14 protein-coding genes are annotated in these 16350 nt (G+C 73.9%); 4 read left to right on the top strand and 10 right to left on the bottom strand.

All coding sequences use genetic code 11. From position 1 onward, the window contains the following. Nucleotides 1–3: 3 nt before the first annotated feature. Both H8838_RS04420 and H8838_RS04415 read right to left on the bottom strand, forming a co-directional pair. The gene (locus tag H8838_RS04420) at nucleotides 4–627 is read right to left on the bottom strand and encodes a hypothetical protein (RefSeq protein WP_224766373.1); all 624 of its coding nucleotides are present in this window, start codon (nucleotides 625–627) and stop codon (nucleotides 4–6) included. After that, entirely contained in the window at nucleotides 615–1505 is an 891-nt protein-coding gene (locus H8838_RS04415; protein WP_181311641.1) for a calcium-binding protein, read from the bottom strand. Before H8838_RS04415 ends, H8838_RS04420 begins: the two co-directional genes overlap by 13 nt. Nucleotides 1506–1744: 239 nt before the next feature. Between H8838_RS04415 and H8838_RS04410 the strand changes: the two genes are divergently transcribed. Next, the gene (locus tag H8838_RS04410; RefSeq protein ID WP_181311642.1) at nucleotides 1745–2800 is read left to right on the top strand and encodes a GTP pyrophosphokinase; all 1056 of its coding nucleotides are present in this window, start codon (nucleotides 1745–1747) and stop codon (nucleotides 2798–2800) included. Nucleotides 2801–2825: 25 nt separating this feature from the next. On the opposite strand, the gene H8838_RS04405 is transcribed toward H8838_RS04410, so the two are convergent. The 4 genes from H8838_RS04405 to cysS are packed head-to-tail and all read right to left on the bottom strand — an operon-like array spanning nucleotide 2826 to nucleotide 7860. After that, the gene (locus H8838_RS04405) at nucleotides 2826–3767 is read right to left on the bottom strand and encodes a hypothetical protein (RefSeq protein WP_185996014.1); all 942 of its coding nucleotides are present in this window, start codon (nucleotides 3765–3767) and stop codon (nucleotides 2826–2828) included. Between the two features lie 59 nt (nucleotides 3768–3826). After that, the gene (locus H8838_RS04400; RefSeq protein WP_219924243.1) at nucleotides 3827–5440 is read right to left on the bottom strand and encodes a metallophosphoesterase; all 1614 of its coding nucleotides are present in this window, start codon (nucleotides 5438–5440) and stop codon (nucleotides 3827–3829) included. Nucleotides 5441–5471: 31 nt separating this feature from the next. Then, nucleotides 5472–6428 (bottom strand): 23S rRNA (guanosine(2251)-2'-O)-methyltransferase RlmB, encoded by a 957-nt coding sequence (gene rlmB, locus H8838_RS04395; protein ID WP_181311644.1) that lies wholly within the window; start codon nucleotides 6426–6428, stop codon nucleotides 5472–5474. A 1-nt stretch (nucleotide 6429) separates the two neighbouring features. Then, on the bottom strand, nucleotides 6430–7860 hold the full coding sequence (gene cysS / locus H8838_RS04390; RefSeq protein ID WP_185996013.1) for a cysteine--tRNA ligase: 1431 nt from the start codon (nucleotides 7858–7860) through the stop codon (nucleotides 6430–6432). Between the two features lie 87 nt (nucleotides 7861–7947). On the opposite strand from cysS, the gene H8838_RS04385 reads away from it, so the two are divergent. Continuing rightward, complete coding sequence (locus H8838_RS04385; RefSeq protein ID WP_185996012.1) at nucleotides 7948–9201, top strand: peptidase C39 family protein; 1254 nt, start codon at nucleotides 7948–7950, stop codon at nucleotides 9199–9201. Between the two features lie 16 nt (nucleotides 9202–9217). Here H8838_RS04385 and H8838_RS04380 read toward each other — a convergent pair whose 3' ends face one another. After that, entirely contained in the window at nucleotides 9218–10783 is a 1566-nt protein-coding gene (locus H8838_RS04380; protein ID WP_185996011.1) for a molybdopterin-dependent oxidoreductase, read from the bottom strand. 21 nt (nucleotides 10784–10804) lie between these two features. On the opposite strand from H8838_RS04380, the gene ispF reads away from it, so the two are divergent. Both ispF and H8838_RS04370 read left to right on the top strand, forming a co-directional pair. Then, nucleotides 10805–11317: a 2-C-methyl-D-erythritol 2,4-cyclodiphosphate synthase gene (gene ispF / locus H8838_RS04375; protein WP_185996010.1), complete on the top strand. Its 513-nt coding sequence runs from the start codon at nucleotides 10805–10807 to the stop codon at nucleotides 11315–11317. Then, nucleotides 11314–12210, top strand: coding sequence for an alpha/beta fold hydrolase (locus H8838_RS04370; protein ID WP_185996009.1), 897 nt, complete (start codon nucleotides 11314–11316; stop codon nucleotides 12208–12210). The genes ispF and H8838_RS04370 overlap by 4 nt, the downstream gene beginning before the upstream one ends. Here H8838_RS04370 and H8838_RS04365 read toward each other — a convergent pair. From H8838_RS04365 to nirB, 3 genes are read right to left on the bottom strand one after another with little or no spacing between them, the layout of a single operon-like run. After that, nucleotides 12189–13322 carry a uroporphyrinogen-III synthase gene (locus tag H8838_RS04365; protein WP_185996008.1) on the bottom strand — a complete coding sequence of 378 codons (1134 nt, stop codon included), beginning with the start codon at nucleotides 13320–13322 and terminating at the stop codon, nucleotides 12189–12191. The genes H8838_RS04370 and H8838_RS04365 overlap by 22 nt on opposite strands. Continuing rightward, nucleotides 13309–13671, bottom strand: coding sequence for a nitrite reductase small subunit NirD (gene nirD, locus H8838_RS04360; RefSeq protein ID WP_181311651.1), 363 nt, complete (start codon nucleotides 13669–13671; stop codon nucleotides 13309–13311). The genes H8838_RS04365 and nirD overlap by 14 nt, the downstream gene beginning before the upstream one ends. Then, nucleotides 13668–16250 carry a nitrite reductase large subunit NirB gene (gene nirB / locus H8838_RS04355; protein WP_185996007.1) on the bottom strand — a complete coding sequence of 861 codons (2583 nt, stop codon included), beginning with the start codon at nucleotides 16248–16250 and terminating at the stop codon, nucleotides 13668–13670. The genes nirD and nirB overlap by 4 nt, the downstream gene beginning before the upstream one ends. Between the last annotated feature and the right edge of the window lie 100 nt (nucleotides 16251–16350).

Here is a 16350-nt window from a genome sequence, read left to right as displayed (position 1 = left end):
AGCTCAGGCGGGCCGTGGGGGCAGGCGGACCGTGGTGACGACCTCGGTCATGACCGGGCGCCTGGGCGCGGAGCTGAAGCCGAACCGGCACGGCGGGTCGACCGGCGCCAGCGCCCCCAGGTCGGCGCCCTCGAGGGATCCCGTCACCCACGCCACCGCGTGCACGTCCGTGGCGCCGTAGTACTCACGGCGGCCGCCGCCCGCGCTGCCGCGGGTGCGCACCCCCGGCACCAGGACCCGGGACACGGGATCGCTGACCACGGTCCATGCCGGCGCCGTGGCGACGCGAGCCGGGACCAGGCGCAGCGCCGCGCCCAGCGCCGTACGCCGGCCCACGCCCACGTCGAGCCGCAGCGAGGGGCTGCGGACGGCCAGGACATCCGTCCCGGTGACCCGGACCGGCTCGATCCGCACCTCGTCGAAGGTGTAGGTGGCCGCGACGAGCTCCGCGACCTGCTCGTCGGGTGCCAGCAGCAGCCGGTGCCCGGCGGCGGTCTCCACCATCACGTCCGCGAACGCCCCGAGCGGCGAGGTGCGCCACCGCCCGACCACGGCCCGCACCCCGCTGGTGGTGCCCACCCCGGTGATCTGCCCGGCGAACCGGGAGTCGCGGCTCAGTAGGGCCACCCGGCCGGCGGCCCGGCGATCACGGTCACCGACTCGCAGTCCTTGCCGTCGTACTTGTTGACCAGCCCGATCTTGTCCAGCGGGTCGATCGACCCGATGTAGATCACCTGGTCGTAACCCTCCTGGCAGTAGATCTGGTCGCGCTGGCCGTCGTTGAGGACGTAGAAGACGTCGTCGCCCTCCTCGCCGTAGAACTCGTCGGCCCCTGGGCCGAGGAAGATGGTGTCGTTGCCCGCGTCCCCGGTGCCGTTGTCGTCGCCGGGGCCGTCGATCAGCACGTCGTCGCCGTCACCGCCGTCGAGCTCGTCGTCGCCGGCTCCGCCGTCGAGGTGGTCGTTGCCGACCCCGCCCGAGACGTGGTCCTTGCCGTCGCCGCCGTAGACCGCGTCGTCGCCCTGGGCGCCCATCAGGCCGCCGACCTGGGAGCCGCGGCGGGCGTTGTCGTCGCCCGCGCCGCCGTAGATCGTGTCGTTGCCGGCGCCCCCGGAGATCACGTCGTCGCCGTCCCCGCCGTCCAGGACGTCGTCGCCGACCATCCCGTCGATGGTGTCGTTTTCGCCCTCGCCCCACGCGGTGTCGTTGCCGGCGTGCAGCATCAGCACGTCGGCACCGGCCCCGCCCCAGGCCTGGTCGTCGCCCGCGTGGCCGAAGAGCCGGTCGTTGCCCGACTCGCCGTAGAGCTTGTCGTTGCCCGCGTTGCCGTGCAGCTGGTCGCGGCCGCTGCCGCCCCAGAGCGTGTCGTCGCCCGGGTGGCCGAAGAGCCGGTCGTTGCCGCCGCGGCCCTTGAGCACGTCGTCACCGGCGAGCGCCTTGATCACGTTGGCCTTGCGGTTCCCGACGAGGACGTCGTCGCCCTTGGTCGCGTTCTTCGCCGCCACGGCGGGTGCTGCCAGTCCGAGGACCAGCAGGGCGACGGGGACGAGGGTGAGGGAACGTCTGATGGGTGCCTCCCGGGTCTGCGGGTCCGCGCGTCGGGGGGTTCCGCGCGGATTGGAACGCCCAGTCTTCCAAGCCGGTGGTGACCTGGACCGCGAAATCGCCACATCGGCCCGACTTTCCACCCCCCGATCTCCGGGTCCGTTGGGCACGCGCGGCGCGGACAGGGCAGGCTTGGAGCATGGCCGACGCAGACCACACCTCCCCCGCGATCCCGCCGGAGGACGCGACGCCCGGCGCCCCGGTCCGCGAGGCCGTGCGCCGGTACGCCGCCCTCCAGCCCGCCCTGCGGGAGCCCACCCAGCGCTACGTCGAGCTGGTCACCTCGCTGCTGGACGAGGCCGGGATCAACTACCTGTCGGTGGACGGACGCACCAAGAGCGTCGCGTCGTTCGCCGCGAAGGCCGCGCGGCTGGTCGACGACGAGCCCCAGTACGCCGACCCGCTCACCGACATCACCGACCAGATCGGCGTCCGGGTGATCACCTACGTGCACAGCGACGTGGCTGCGGTCGCCGAGGTCTTCGACGACCAGCTGCACGTGATCGACGACCGGGACCTGGGCCTGGAGACCGCGCAGGAGGGCCGGTGGGGCTACTCCAGCCGGCACCTGCTCGTCGAGACCGACGACCCGGCGCCGGAGGGGTTCAGCGACCTGGCCGGCCTGCGCGCCAGCATCCAGGTGCGGACCGTGCTGCAGCACGCCTGGGCCGAGTTCGAGCACGACATCCGCTACAAGGGCACCGTGCCCGAGGAGCACGCCCCCGACCTCGACCGTCGCTTCGCGCTCGCGGCCGGGCTGCTGGAGCTCGCCGACCAGGAGTTCTCCGCGATCCGCGCCCGCCTGCAGCTCGGCGGTGCCACCACACCGGCCGAGGAGAGCGACCCCAGCGACCCCCGGATCAGCGGCCAGGAGCTGGCCGCCTTCCTCGCCGGGCGGTACACCGACGCCGGCTGGTCGCGCACCGACCACTACAGCTGGATCTCCGGCCTGCTGCTCGAGCTGGGCGTCACCTCGCTCGACGAGCTCGCCGCCCTGCTCACCTCGGTCGACTCCCAGGCGATCATCCGGCGGATGGGGTACCGCTACCCCGCGGGCGCGGTGCGCCGGCTGGACGACGCACTGCTGGCCATCTTCGGCGAGCAGTACGTCGCCCTCACCGGCAACGCGCACCGCGTCCCGCTGCTGCGCGCGCGCCTGGAGAAGCTGCTCGCGCCGGACCAGCCCGACCGGTGAGCGGCACCGGCGGACGGCCCGTCGGCTAGGACTGGTCGGCCGAGGTCTCCGGGGACGACGGCACGCTGGACGTGCTGGTGTCCACGTCCGAGGCGGCTGCCACCTGGGCGATCGCCTCGGGCACCGGTGTGTCCGTGGCTGTCTGGCCGGCCGTCGACGACTTCTTCGCGGTCGCCTTGGTCGCCGACTTCTTCGCCGGGGACTTCTTGGCGGCCGACTGCTTCGCCGTCGTCGTACCGGCCGCCTTCTTGTCCGTGGTCTTCTTCGCAGTCGACTTCTTCGCGGTTGTCTTCTTCGCGGCGGTCGGCGCGGCCGACGCCTCGGCAGCGGGCTGCGCAGTCGCCTGGGCGGCCTCGCTCGGCACGCTGGTGTCGACGTCCGAGGCAGCCGCGACCTGGGCGATGGCCTGCGGCACGGGAGTGCCGGTGGCCGCCTTCTTGGCAGGCGCCTTCTTCGACGACCGGGCGGGGAGCTTCCCGCCGGGCCCGCTGGGCGTCGGCGCGGGAGCCGCCTTCTTGGCGGGAGCCGGCGCCTTCGTCGCGGGAGCGGGGGCCTTCTTGGCCTGCACGCCCGCCGGCTTGGCCGGCACCGCCTGCGGGGAGGGCTTCTTCGCCGGCCGGGCCACCGGCCGCTTCGTCGCGGTGGGCTTGACCGGGTCCCCGTGCGGGGAGGGCACGGGCGAGGGCTCAGGAGCGGTCGCGGGACCCGGCTCAGGAGCGGGCTCGGGGGTGGGCTGGACCGGCGAGCGCGGCGTGTCGACCGGCCACGGCACGTCGCGGCGCTCCTCCCGGTCGAGCAGCTGCCCGGCGAGGGAGACGGCGCCGCCGACCACCTGGCCGGCGAGCTCGATCCCTGTGCCGACCGCGCCTCTCACGTCATCGACGATCTCGAGCACCGTCTCCTGCGGGTGCGTGACCAGTCCCGTGGTGCGACGGGCCACCTGGGCGATAGCTCTGCGAGGGTCCATGGCGTCTCCTTACCCCGTTCGGCTCCTCAACATGGGTGAGGAGTCCCACACATGATGACTCAGGCGCCGGGCTCCGCCTGCGGTCCGACAGGACGTGGACCTGTCCCGCCGCCCAGCAGCGGGCGCGCGCCCTCCGGCACGGGCGCCGCCTGCGTGGTCCGGGCGTACGTCAGCTCCTCGTACGGGCCGACCAGGAACTGGCCGTCGGTGCGCACCCGCACCCACTGGAGACCGGCCGGCACGCCGTCCCGGTCGTAGGTGATCAGCGTGACCTCGGCGTCGCGGCGGGGCTTGCTGCCGACCGCGATCGCGTACGCCGCACCGCCCGTGGTGCCGTTGGTCCACGAGTAGCCGACCTCCCCGTCGGGGGCGACCACCTCGTCCGGGCCGTTCTGCACGTGCAGGTGCCCACCCACCGCGAGGTCGGCGCAGCCGCGCTCCAGCGCCTCCTTGGCCAGCTTGACGTCGTGCACGAGCAGCGTGTTGATCCGCTCCTCGGAGTCGCACGCGGTGTCGGCCAGCAGCTCGGCGACCTCCTCGAAGCTGAGCCCCGTCTCGTCCCGCCAGCTGCCCAGTCCGCTGCTCCGCGGGTCGTCGACGCCGAGGATCCGGCCGCCTCCCGGCCCCTCCTCGACCTCGCCGACCAGCCGGGTCCAGCCCAGGTCGTCGAGGTAGTCGCCGACGAAGTCGCCGTGGTCGTGGTTGCCGGCCACCGCCCACCGGTCCAGGTCCTCGAAGGACTCCTGGAGCGAGTCCAGCGAGAAGGCCTCCCAGGGCTTGCCGGTCGAGGTGTCGTCCCCGGCGGTGAGCACCGCGGTGGCCCCGGCGCGGTCGGCGATCGCCCGGGCGACCCGGTCCATCCCGACGTTGTCGTGCCGGTCGGAGACCAGCAGCGCGACGGTCTCGTCCTCCTCGGGCTCGCGCACGTCGATCTCCGCGGCCGCCTCGGCCGCCGCGTCGTACCAGACCTGGCTCTTGGCGTAGGTGTCGACCGCGCTCGCGATCAGCCGCTTGGTCTCGTTGCCGGTGATGTCGGCGCGGACCTCCAGCCCCGCCGCCTCGGCCGGCACCGGCACCTGCTCGCCCAGGAAGTCGGCCAACGGGATCCACTCCCACGCCCGGTCGACCTGCGTCTCGTCGCCGTACCAGGGCTGCCACAGGGCGACGACCAGAGCGCCGGCGAGCCCCACCCCGAGCAGGGGGCGGGCCCGGAGCCGACGCAGCCCGCCGGCCAGGTCGTGGCGGCGGTCGCGGCCCAGCAGCAGGTAGACCAGCACCGGGACGGAGCCGACCGCGGCGCCGCGCAGCGCGGAGGCCAGCGCCATGTCGACGACCAGGTCCTGCACCTTGGCGACCTGGGACTGCGGGTTGGCGGCGATCAGCGCGTAGCGCTCGAAGAGCTGCTCGGTGGAGGCGGCGTCGGTCTTGCCCAGGTCGATCCGGACCCCGAGCACGCCGGGCACCTCGGTCCGGACGTCGGGCAGCACCGGCCCCGTGGCCAGCACGACGTGGCCGTCGAGGCTCGGGGTGACCACGGCGTCGTGTCCGGCCAGCACCGTGGTGCGGCTGCTGCCGAAGAAGAGGGCGAGACCGACGAGGACGGTGACCAGCAGCCACACGCCGCCGAGCAGGGTCCATCGCAGGACGCGGGAAGGACTGGGAGCGGCAACCATCGCGGCCACCGTAGCCAACGGCCCTCGTCGGTCAGGCGCGCGCCCTCGAGATCGCGTAGAGCGCGACCGAGGCCGCGACCCCGGCGTTGAGGGACTCCAGGCTGTTGGCCATCGGGATCGAGACCAGCTGGTCGCAGGTCTCGCCCACCAGCCGGGAGAGTCCCTTGCCCTCCGAGCCGACGACCAGGACCAGCGGTCCCTCGGCCAGGCCGCCCTCGGCGACCAGCTCGGGCAGCGACACGTCGCCGTCGGCGTCCAGGCCGACCACCATGCAGCCGGCGTCCTGGTAGGCCTTCAGCTGCCGGACCAGGTTGACGGTCTGCGCGACCGGGGTGCGGGCGGCGGCGCCGGCGGAGGTCTTCCACGCCGAGGCCGTCATCCCGGCCGCCCGGCGCTCGGGGACCACGACGCCGTGCGCGCCGAACCCGGAGGCGGAGCGGACCACGGCGCCGAGGTTGCGCGGGTCGGTGATCGAGTCGAGCACCACCACGAGCGCCGGCTCGCCGGCCTCCTTGGCGCGGTCGAGCAGGTCGTCGGCGTGCGCGTACTCGTACGACGGGATCCGCGCGGCGAGGCCCTGGTGGACGGCCCCGGAGGTCATCCGGTCCATCTCGTTGCGGGTCACCTCGAGCATCGAGAGACCGCGCTCGGCGGCCAGCTTGAAGGCCTCGCGGAGCCGGCCGTCGCGCTCGGCGCCCTCCGCGACGTAGATCGCGGTCACCGGGACGCCGGCGCGCATCACCTCGAGCACGCTGTTGCGCCCGGCCACCCACTCGGCGTCGGTGCTGCCGGCGGGACGCCGGGGGCGGGTGTTCGCGACCTTCTCGGCCTTGGCCCGCATCTTGTGTGCCTTGTGGTACGGCCGGTCCTCGGCCTTCGGGGTGGGACCGCGTCCCTCGAGCCCGCGCTTGACCTTGCCGCCGGAGCCGACCGTGGCCCCCTTCTTCGACTTGCGGATGGATCCCTTGCGCTGGGAGTTGCCTGCCATGTCAGTCCTTCCCCTGCGTCTGGGCCAGCGTCCAACGCGGCCCCGACGGGGTGTCCTCGATCTCGATGCCGGCCGCCTTGATGCGGTCACGGAGTGCGTCTGCGGTGGCGAAGTCCTTGGCGGCCCGCGCCGCCGCGCGCTGCTCGAGCAGCGCGCCGACCAGGGCGTCGACCGCGTCGGTCAGGCGGGCGGACTCCTGGTCGGCTCCCCCGCGCCACGCGGGGTCGGCCGGGTGCAGCCCGAGCACGTCGAGCATCGCCAGCACCTGCTCGGCGGCCTCCCGGGCGTCGCCGCCGTCGGCGAGCAGCCGGTTGCCCTCGCGCACGGTCTCGTGCACCACCGCCACCGCGGCCGGGGTGCCCAGGTCGTCGTCCATGGCGGCGGCGAAGGCCTCGGGGAGCCGCTCGCGGGTCGCGGTGCCCGGCGTCGTCTCGACCCGGGCCCGGTCCAGGAACGCCTCGATCCGGCGCAGGCCGGTGGCGGCCTCGTCGAGGGCCTCGAAGGAGAACTCGACGTGGGAGCGGTAGTGCGCGGCCACCAGGTAGTAGCGCAGCTCGATCCCGCGGTAGCGCTGGAGCACCGACGGGATCGTCAGGCTGTTGCCGAGCGACTTGCTCATCTTCTCGCCGGCGGTGGTGATCCAGGCGTTGTGCATCCAGTACGCCGCGAACGGGTGCCCGGCTGCGCGGGACTGGGCCAGCTCGTTCTCGTGGTGCGGGAAGCGCAGGTCGACGCCGCCGCCGTGGATGTCGAACGCCGGGCCGAGGTACTTGCCGGCCATCGCCGAGCACTCGATGTGCCAGCCGGGGCGACCGCGGCCCCAGGGCGAGGGCCAGGAGGCGGTGGCGGGCTCGGAGTCGGACTTCCAGCCCTTCCACAGGGCGAAGTCGCGCGGGTCCCGCTTGCCCCGGACCGGCGCGTCCTCGGCGGCCTCCATGTCGTCGATCCGCTGCCGGGTGAGCTCGCCGTACGTCGGCCAGGAGCGGACGTCGAAGTAGACGTCGCCCGATCCGTCCTCGCTGGGGTAGGCGTGCCCACGCTCGATCAGCGAGGCGATCATCTCGACCATCTCCGGCACGTGCCCGGTGGCGTTGGGCTCGTAGGTGGGCGGGGCCACGTTGAGCGCGGCGTAGGCCCGGTCGAGCTCGCGGTGCATGTCGTAGGCGAGGTTGTACCAAGGACGACCCTGCTCGGCGGCCTTGGCGAGGATCTTGTCGTCGATGTCGGTGGTGTTGCGGATGAAGGTGACGTCGTAGCCCGAGGCACGCAACCACCGCTGGAGCACGTCGAAGTTGACTCCCGAGCGCACGTGGCCCACGTGCGGCTCGCTCTGCACGGTCAGGCCACAGACGTAGATCCCGACCTTGCCCTCCTGGAGGGGGACGAAGTCGCGGACCTCGCGCGAGGCGGTGTCATGGAGCCGGAGAGTCACGCGGTCAGTCTAGGGGCGGTCCCGGCCCCGCCCCGCATCCGGCGAAGCCGGTGACGGATGGGGCTGGTGTGACGTATCGTCCCGCGAATGAGCCGCCTGCCCTCCCGCCCCGCTCGCCGCCCCCTCTCCGGGCTGGTCGCCACCGCGGTGGCGCTGGCCGTGCCGGCCGCTCTCGTGGTCGCCGCCCCGGCCACCAGCGCCCCGGGCGAGGACGAGCCGGCGCCCCGGCGCTCGACCACCCAGGTCTCCGACACCTCCTTCGACGCGGGCCACGAGCTGCGCCCCGGGCGCCGCGTCGGCACCAAGATCGCCCGAGGGTCGGTCCGGCTCAAGAAGCCGACCCGCAGCCGGACCCACGACGGCCGGCGCTACGACGTCGGCGTGTGGACCTCGCCCTGGGTCAGCGAGTCCTTCGGCTTCACCGAGCTGATCCCGTCCTGGCAGGCCACCACCCCCGGCGACAGCTGGATCGAGGTCAAGGCCCGGGTCCGCGCCGCCGACGGCACCACCGGCTCCTGGGACACCATGGCCCGCTGGACCTCGGGCAACCGCTGGGTGCGGCGCACCACCCTCGGCAGCCAGGACGACGACCTGGCCCGGGTCGCGGTCGACACCATCAAGACCCACGACGCCGCCGGCGCGGTCGGCTGGCAGCTCAAGGTGCAGCTGATGCGCCGCAGCGGCACCCGCACCGCCCCCTCGCTGGACCGGGTCGGCGCGATGGCCAGCCGGGTGGGCCCGCGCGGCGCGACCTCGGCCCCCGGGGCCGCGGCCGGCACCGTGATCGACGTCCCGGCGTACTCGCAGATGACCCACCGCGGCCACTACCCGCAGTACGGCAACGGCGGCGAGGCCTGGTGCTCGCCCACCTCCCTGGCGATGGTGCTCGAGCACTACGGCGTCGTGCCGGCCGCTGCCCGGACCTTCGCCGGCGGGCGCCACACCGACGCGCTGGTCGACCACACCGCGCAGCAGACCTACGACCACGGCTACCGCGGGACCGGCAACTGGGCGTTCAACACCGCCTACGCCGGCACGCTGCTCCCCCGGACCTCGGTCACCCGGCTGCGCGACCTGCGCGCCGCCGAGCAGCACATCGCCGCCGGCACCCCGCTGATCGTCTCGGTCGCCTTCTCCTCCGGTCAGCTGGGCGGCGCGCCGATCCGCTCCACCGCGGGGCACCTGATGGTCCTCGTCGGTTTCACCGCCTCCGGCGACGTGGTGGTCAACGACCCGGCTGCCCCCACCAACTCCTCGGTGCGCCGCACCTACGACCGGGCCCAGTTCGAGCAGGTCTGGCTCGACGGGTCCGGCGGGCTCACCTACCTGCTCGAGGACTGAGCTCGGCCGGTCCGGCTCAGTCGTCCGGTCCGGCTGCGGTGAACTCGACCGTGTGCCACCCGGTCGCGCCGTCGGGCACCACGTCCCGGCGTACGCCGGTCTGCACCGCACCGTCCTTGCCGCGCGCCCGCACCCGGAGCACGTGCTCGCCCTCGGGGACCGGCACGGTCGCCGCCCACTGGACCCAGGTGTCGTCGGTCTTGGGCGAGGCGATCTCGGCCTCCTGCCAGTCGCCGCCGTCCAGGGCCACCTCCACGGCGGAGATCCCGACGTGCTGGTGCCAGGCCACGCCGCCCACCCGCACCTGACCGGCCGGCACCGAGTCACCGGCGGCGGGGACGTCGATCCGCGAGGCGATCTTCACCGGCCCCTGCTCGGCCCAGCCGCGCTGGGTCCAGAACGCCTCCACCCGGTCGAAGCGGGTGACCTCCCAGTCCACGACCCACTTGCAGGCCGAGACGTAGCCGTAGAGCCCGGGCACCAGCGTCCGGGCGGGGAAGCCGTGCTCGATCGTGAGCGGCTCGCCGTTCATCGCGACCGCGACCATCGCGTCGCGCTCGTCGGTCATCGCCGAGAGCGGAGTGCTGCAGTCCCAGCCGTCCTCGGAGGTCTGGAGCACCGCGTCGGCGCCGTCCTGCACCCCGGCCAGCTCGAGCAGCGTGGCGGTCCGCACCCCGCTCCACCAGGCGTTGCCGACCAGCCCGCCGCCCACGGGGTTGGAGACGCAGTTGAGGGTCACCCAGGCCTCGGTCAGCTCCATGGTGACCAGGTCGTCGTAGGTGAGCACCACCTCGCGGTCGACCATCCCGTGGATCCGCAGCCGCCACTGACCCGGGTCGATGGTGGGCACCGCCAGGGTGGTGTCGATCCGGTAGAACTCCTCGCTCGGAGTGCGCCAGCTGGTGACGCCCTCGAGCCCGATCCGGGCACGGGCGGGCGCGTCACGGTCAGTGACGCCGGGGATCCGCAGCAGCCGCCGGCTCTCCTGCACCGCGCGCTTGCGGTTGCCGATGATCCTGCCGATCGCGGTCGAGGCCACGGTGACGACAGCGGCCACCGACAGGCCCAGCAGCAGTCCCCGGCGACCGCCCCGCCACCGGGTCCCGGCACCGTCGCCCTCGAGGTCACCGTCCTTCTCCGGGTCGGCCCCGTCCGGGACGCGGCCCGCCCTGCCCAGGCCGGCGGTCACCACCAGGGTGGTGACCAGGCCGACGGCCAGCGGCAGGGTCTCGACCATCCCGGCGCCGCGCTGCAGCAGGACGGCGAGCAGGCCCGCGCCGGCCACCGCCAGCCAGGCCAGCACGCCCCGCCACCAGGCGAGGCCCCAGGCCCAGCCGGCGAGGGCGAACGAGCCGAGCAGGACCAGCACCACCGAGACCATCAGCACCGGCTTGTCCGCCGGGCCCAGCGTCTCGATCGCCCACTCGGCCACCGGGCCGGGGGTCAGTCGCACGACCAGGTCGGCGGCGGCCACCAGCGGGGTCTCCCGGATGGTCAGCACCTTGGCAGCCAGATAGCTGGTCGCGAGCCCGGTCGTCCCGGCCACGACCCCCGCCAGGACCCACGAGCGAGACGACGTCATGCGGGGAATTGTGGCTCAGGCATGATCGACGGCGTGAGCCCCCGTCCCACACAGCCCCCAGTCCCGCTCCCGCGCGTCGGCGTCGGCACCGACGTGCACCGCCTGGTCGAGGGGGTGCCGATGCACCTCGCCGGTCTCTCCTGGCCGGAGGAGCCACGTGGCCTGGAGGGCCACTCCGACGCCGACGTGGCCGCCCACGCCGCCTGCGACGCGCTGCTCTCGGCCGCCGGTCTGGGCGACCTGGGCAGCAACTTCGGCACCGCCGAGCCCGAGTGGGCAGGCGCCTCGGGGGTCGCCCTGCTCACCGAGACCGCCGCCCGCGTGCGGGCTGCGGGGTTCGAGATCGGCAACGTCGCGATCCAGGTGATCGGCAACCGCCCGCGACTGGGTCCGCGGCGCGCCGAGGCCGAGCGGGCGCTGGGCGAGGCGGTCGGCGCACCGGTCACCGTCTCGGCCACCACCACCGACGGGCTGGGTCTGACCGGGCGCGGCGAGGGCGTCGCGGCGGTCGCGACTGCCATCGTGGCCGGGTGAAGACCTTCGACGGGCTCCGGCTCCACGTCCGCGTGCACGGCCCGACGCCCACCCCGTCGCAGGAGCCGGTCACCGTGGCGCTGGCCCACTGCTGGACCGCCGACACCGACGACTGGCACTACCAGGTCCTCGACCTGCTCTCCCGCTACGGCCACGACCTGCGGATCCTGACCTGGGACCACCGCGGCCACGGCCGCTCCGAGGCGGCCCCCGAGGCCAGCTGCACGGTGGCCAACCTGGCCCGCGACATGGCGGACCTGATCGACCTGCACGCACCCCGCGGGCCGCTGGTGCTGGCAGGTCACTCCATCGGCGGGATGACGCTGATGGCGCTGGCCGAGCAGCGGCCGGACCTCGCCGCCCGGACCGCCGGGGCGCTCTTCGTCGCCACCTCCTCGGGCCAGCTGGACACCGTCACCCTGGGCCTGCCCGAGCTCGGCCCGGGCGTCCGTGCCCGGCTCCCCCAGCTGCTGGCGATGCGGGCCCGGACGCTGAGCCGCCGGGCACGGCGTCGTACGCCGACGATCGAGCGCGCCGTGGTCAACCGGCTGCTCTTCGGCGACCCGCTGCGGCCCCGGGACGCCGGTCTGGTGGTCGACCAGATCATCAACTGCTCCCCCGCCACCATGCGCGGGTTCTACAACGACATGCAGGGCCACGACCGCGCCGCCGCGCTCGCCGCGTACGACCACGCCCCCACCCGGGTGCTGGTGGGCTCCCGCGACCGGCTCACCCCGCTGCCGCACGCCCGTCGGATCGCCGACCACCTGCGGCGGTCCCGGCTGGTGGTGGCCCCGGGGGCGGGCCACATGCTCCCGCTGGAGCGCAGCGACCTGGTCACCGAGCACCTGGTCGACCTGGTCGAGGTCGCTCAGGCCAGCGCCAGCCGGTAGCCGCGCTTCACCACCGTCTGCACCGCGTCGGGGCCGATCGCGCCGCGCAGCCGCGCCACCGCCATCTCCACCGCGTGCTCGGAGCCCGCGGTGCCCGAGGGCAGGGCGCGCAGCAGCTCGGCGCGCCCGACGACGTGACCCGGACGGGCCAGCAGCGCCCGGAGCACCGCCTGCGGCGCGGGCGTCAGCCTGGCCTCCTCCCCGTCGACCAGGACCCGGTCGCCGAGGACCCGCAGCAGGTGGCCGCCGCAGACCTCGAACGCGACGCCGCTGCGCCGGCTGGGCAGCTCGCGCTCGATCATCGTCACCATCGCGGCGAGCCTGGACCGGGTCGGCCACACGGTGGGCACGCCCAGCGGCTGGAGCGCCGAGGCGGTGACCGGGCCTACGCTGGCCGCGACCACCTCGGTGCGGAACGCCTCCAGCACCTCCTCGTGCCGGCCGGTGGCCTCGGCGGCCTCCAGGAACGCCTTGACCGCGGGCGCGGCGGTGAAGGTCACCGCGTCCAGGGCCTGGTCGGCCACCAGGTCGACCAGGTGGAAGGTGGCCGCCGGGTCCGGCGCCGCCTCGACCCGGTAGACGGTGACGACCTGGACCTCGGCGCCCTGGCGGCGCAGCGCGTGCGCGACCATCGAGAGCGACTGCCCGTGCTCCTGGACCACGATCCGCCTGCCGGCCAGGTCGCGGCCGCGCAGGTGGGCCAGCACGTCCTCGAAGCACTCCGAGTCCGGGGACCAGAGCTCGCGCAGCCCACCGGCCCGCAGCGCCCCCACGGTCTTGGGTCCGCGGGCGATGATCTCGGCCTGGTCCAGCCGGGTCCGCAGCGCCGGGAGCATCCCCCACTGCTCCGCGGCCGCCAGCCAGGCCTTCATGCCCACGCCGGTGGTGGCGACCAGCAGGTCCACGGGCTCGGCGAGCACCCCCGCGGTCGCGGCCCGCAGCGCCTCGTCCTCGGCGCTGGCCACCCCGGTGCGCAGCACCGGCGCCCAGGTGACCTCCGCGCCGCGCCGCTCGAGCAGCCCGATCTGCTCCTCGGCCTTGCGCGAGGCGGTGACCCCGATCCGGAAGCCGTGCAACGGACCCGTCGCGGGTCTCGCCTCAGGCGCTGGCACGCCGCTCCTGCCGCCGCCCCACCTGCACCACGCCGTCCACCACCCGTACGTCGTAGCTGGCGACCCAGACGTGCTCGTCGTCCAGGCAGCGTCCGGTCCGCAGGTCGAAGGCGTGCTTGTGCATCGGGGAGGCGACGAAGTCGACGTCGCCGCGGCTGCCGACGATCCCGCGCGCCAGCACCGAGACCCGGCTGAACGGGTCGTGGTTGCCCAGCGCGAAGACCTGGTCGTCGTGGGTGCGGAAGATCGCCACCGCCTGCCCGTGCACCAGCGCCGCGGCTCCCCGCTCGACCTCCAGGTCGTCCAGCCGGCAGACCGGCTGCCACTCCTGCCCGAGAGACGGGGTCATGGCTCGGTCCTCCGCACACCGATGGTGGCCGCGAGCAGCACCGGCCCGGCGGGCCGGTCGTCGGGCACCGTCGGCTGGATCTGCCCGCGCTCGGTGGTGAACGAGATCGACGGGTCGGGGGTGTCCGGGGCGTTGACGAAGGAGACGAAGCGGCTCAGCTTCTCCGGGTCCTCCAGGGTCGCCCTCCACTCGTCCTCGTAGGAGCCGATGTGCCGGGCCATGGCCTCCTCGAGCTCGGCACCCAGGCCCAGCTCGTCATCGACCACGACCGCCCTGACCCGGTCGAGGCCGCCGTCGAGGGCGGCGACCCAGGTCGAGGTCCGCTGCAGCCGGTCCGCGGTGCGGATGTAGTACATGAGGAACCGGTCCAGGTAGCGCACCAGCTCGTGGGTGTCGAGGTCCCCGGCGAGCAGCTGGGCGTGCGCCGGGGTGGCGCCGCCGTTGCCGCCGACGTAGAGGTTCCACCCCTTCTCGGTGGCGATCACGCCGAAGTCCTTGCCGCGGGCCTCGGCGCACTCCCGGGCGCAGCCGCTGACCCCGCCCTTGAGCTTGTGCGGCGAGCGGAGCCCGCGGTAGCGCAGCTCCAGCGCGATGGCCAGGCCGACGCTGTCCTGGACGCCGAACCGGCACCAGGTCGAGCCGACGCACGACTTCACCGTGCGCAGCGACTTGCCGTAGGCGTGGCCGGACTCGAACCCGGCGTCGACCAGCCGGCGCCAGATCGCGGGGAGCTGCTCCATCCGGGCGCCGAACAGGTCGATCCGCTGCCCGCCGGTGATCTTGGTGTAGAGGTTGAAGTCGCGCGCCACCTCGCCGATCACGATCAGCTTGTCGGGGGTGATCTCGCCGCCGGGGATCCGGGGCACCACCGAGTAGGTCCCGTTGCGCTGGATGTTGGCCAGGTAGGCGTCGTTGGTGTCCTGCAGCGCCACGGTCTCCGCGCCGAGCACGTGCCCGTTGAACTGGCTGGCCAGGATGCTGGCCACGACCGGCTTGCAGACCTCGCAGCCGCGACCGCGGCCGTGGGCCTCCACCAGGTCGTCGAAGCGGCGGTAGCCGTGCACCGCGACCAGGTCGAAGAGCTCCTGGCGGGTCAGCGCGAAGTGCTCGCAGAGCCCCTTGTCGACCACCTTGCCCAGCGCGGCGAACCGCTCATCGATGATGTTCTTCACCACCGGGACGCACGAGCCGCAGGTGCTGCCGGCCCGGGTGCAGGACTTCACGCAGGACAGGTCGGCGCACGGCTCCCGCTCGCCGGTCCCGCTGGTCACCGCGGTCCTGATCGCGGCCTTGGTCACGTTGTTGCACGAGCAGACCACGGCCTCGTCCGGCAGCCCGGGCTGTGCCCCCTGGCCCGAGCGGGCCGGCAGGATCAGCTCCTCGGGGTTGTCGGGCAGCGCCATGCCGGAGGAGACCATCGGTCGGAGCACGCCGTACGCCGTGGCGTCGCCGACCAGGATGCCGCCGAGCAGCCGGTAGGAGCCCTGCTCGGTCTCGCTCACCACGAGCTTCTTGTAGACACCGGCCACCGCGTCGGCGAAGACCAGCTCCAGCGCGCCCTGCGTGGTGGCGAACGCGTCGCCGAAGCTGGCCACGTCGACCCCGAGCAGCTTGAGCTTGGTGGACATGTCGGCCCCGGTGAAGGTGCCGGCGCCGTCGAGCAGCGCGTCGACCACGACCTCGGCCATCGAGTAGCCCGGTGCAACCAGGCCGTACATCCGTCCACCCGGCGCGGCGCACTCGCCGACCGCGTAGACGTGCGGGTCGCTGCTGCGGCACTGCTCGTCGACCAGGACGCCGCCCCGCTCGGCCACGGCGATGCCGGCGTCCCGGGCGAGCTGGTCGCGGGGTCGGATCCCGGCGGAGAACACCACCACCTGGGTCTCGAGCGTGGTGCCGTCGGCCAGCGTCAGGCCCTCGACCCCGCCGTCCCCGGTGATCGCTCCGGTCGCCGTCCCGGTGTGCACGGTGACGCCGAGCTTCTCGATGTGCCGGACCAGCGTCCGGCCGCCCGCCTCGTCGAGCTGGACCGGCATCAGCCGCGGGGCCATCTCGACCACGTGGGTCTCCAGCCCGAGCTGGACCAGCGCGTTGGCGGCCTCGAGGCCGAGCAGCCCGCCGCCGACCACCACGCCGGTGGTGGCCCGCGCCGAGGCGTCCCGGATCGCGTCGAGGTCCTCGATCGTGCGGTAGACGAAACACCCCGGGAGGTCCCGGCCGGGCACCGGCGGCACGAACGGGGCGGCCCCGGTGGCCAGGACCAGTGCGTCGTAGCCGACCCGCACCCCGTCGGAGAGGAGGACCGTCCGGCCCTCGGTGTCGACCGAGGTGATGCTGGTGCCGAGGCGCAGCCGCACCCGTGGGTCGTCGTACCGGCCGGCCGGGAGCAGGGAGAGCTCCTCGGCGCTGCCGGCGCCGAAGTACGAGGTCAGCGCGACCCGGTCGTAGGCAGGTCGCGGCTCCTCGCCGACCACCAGGATGTCGTGGGTCTCGGTGAGCCCGCGCTCGATCGCGGCCTGCACGAAGCGGTGTCCCACCATGCCGTGACCGGCGACCACGAGAGTCCTTCGCTGGTACATGGGCACTCCTTCCGTCTGCTGAGGAAACCTAGGCTCGCGATGTTGTCGCGGGAGTTACCTCATGTTTCGCGCAGGAAAACCCTGGCTCACGACCTCCCGG

It is taken from the genome of Nocardioides campestrisoli, from assembly GCF_013624435.2.
Classification (GTDB): Bacteria; Actinomycetota; Actinomycetes; order Propionibacteriales; family Nocardioidaceae; genus Nocardioides; species Nocardioides campestrisoli.
Note: the sequence above shows the minus strand (reverse complement) of the source record. Positions and strands in the feature narration are given on the sequence as shown.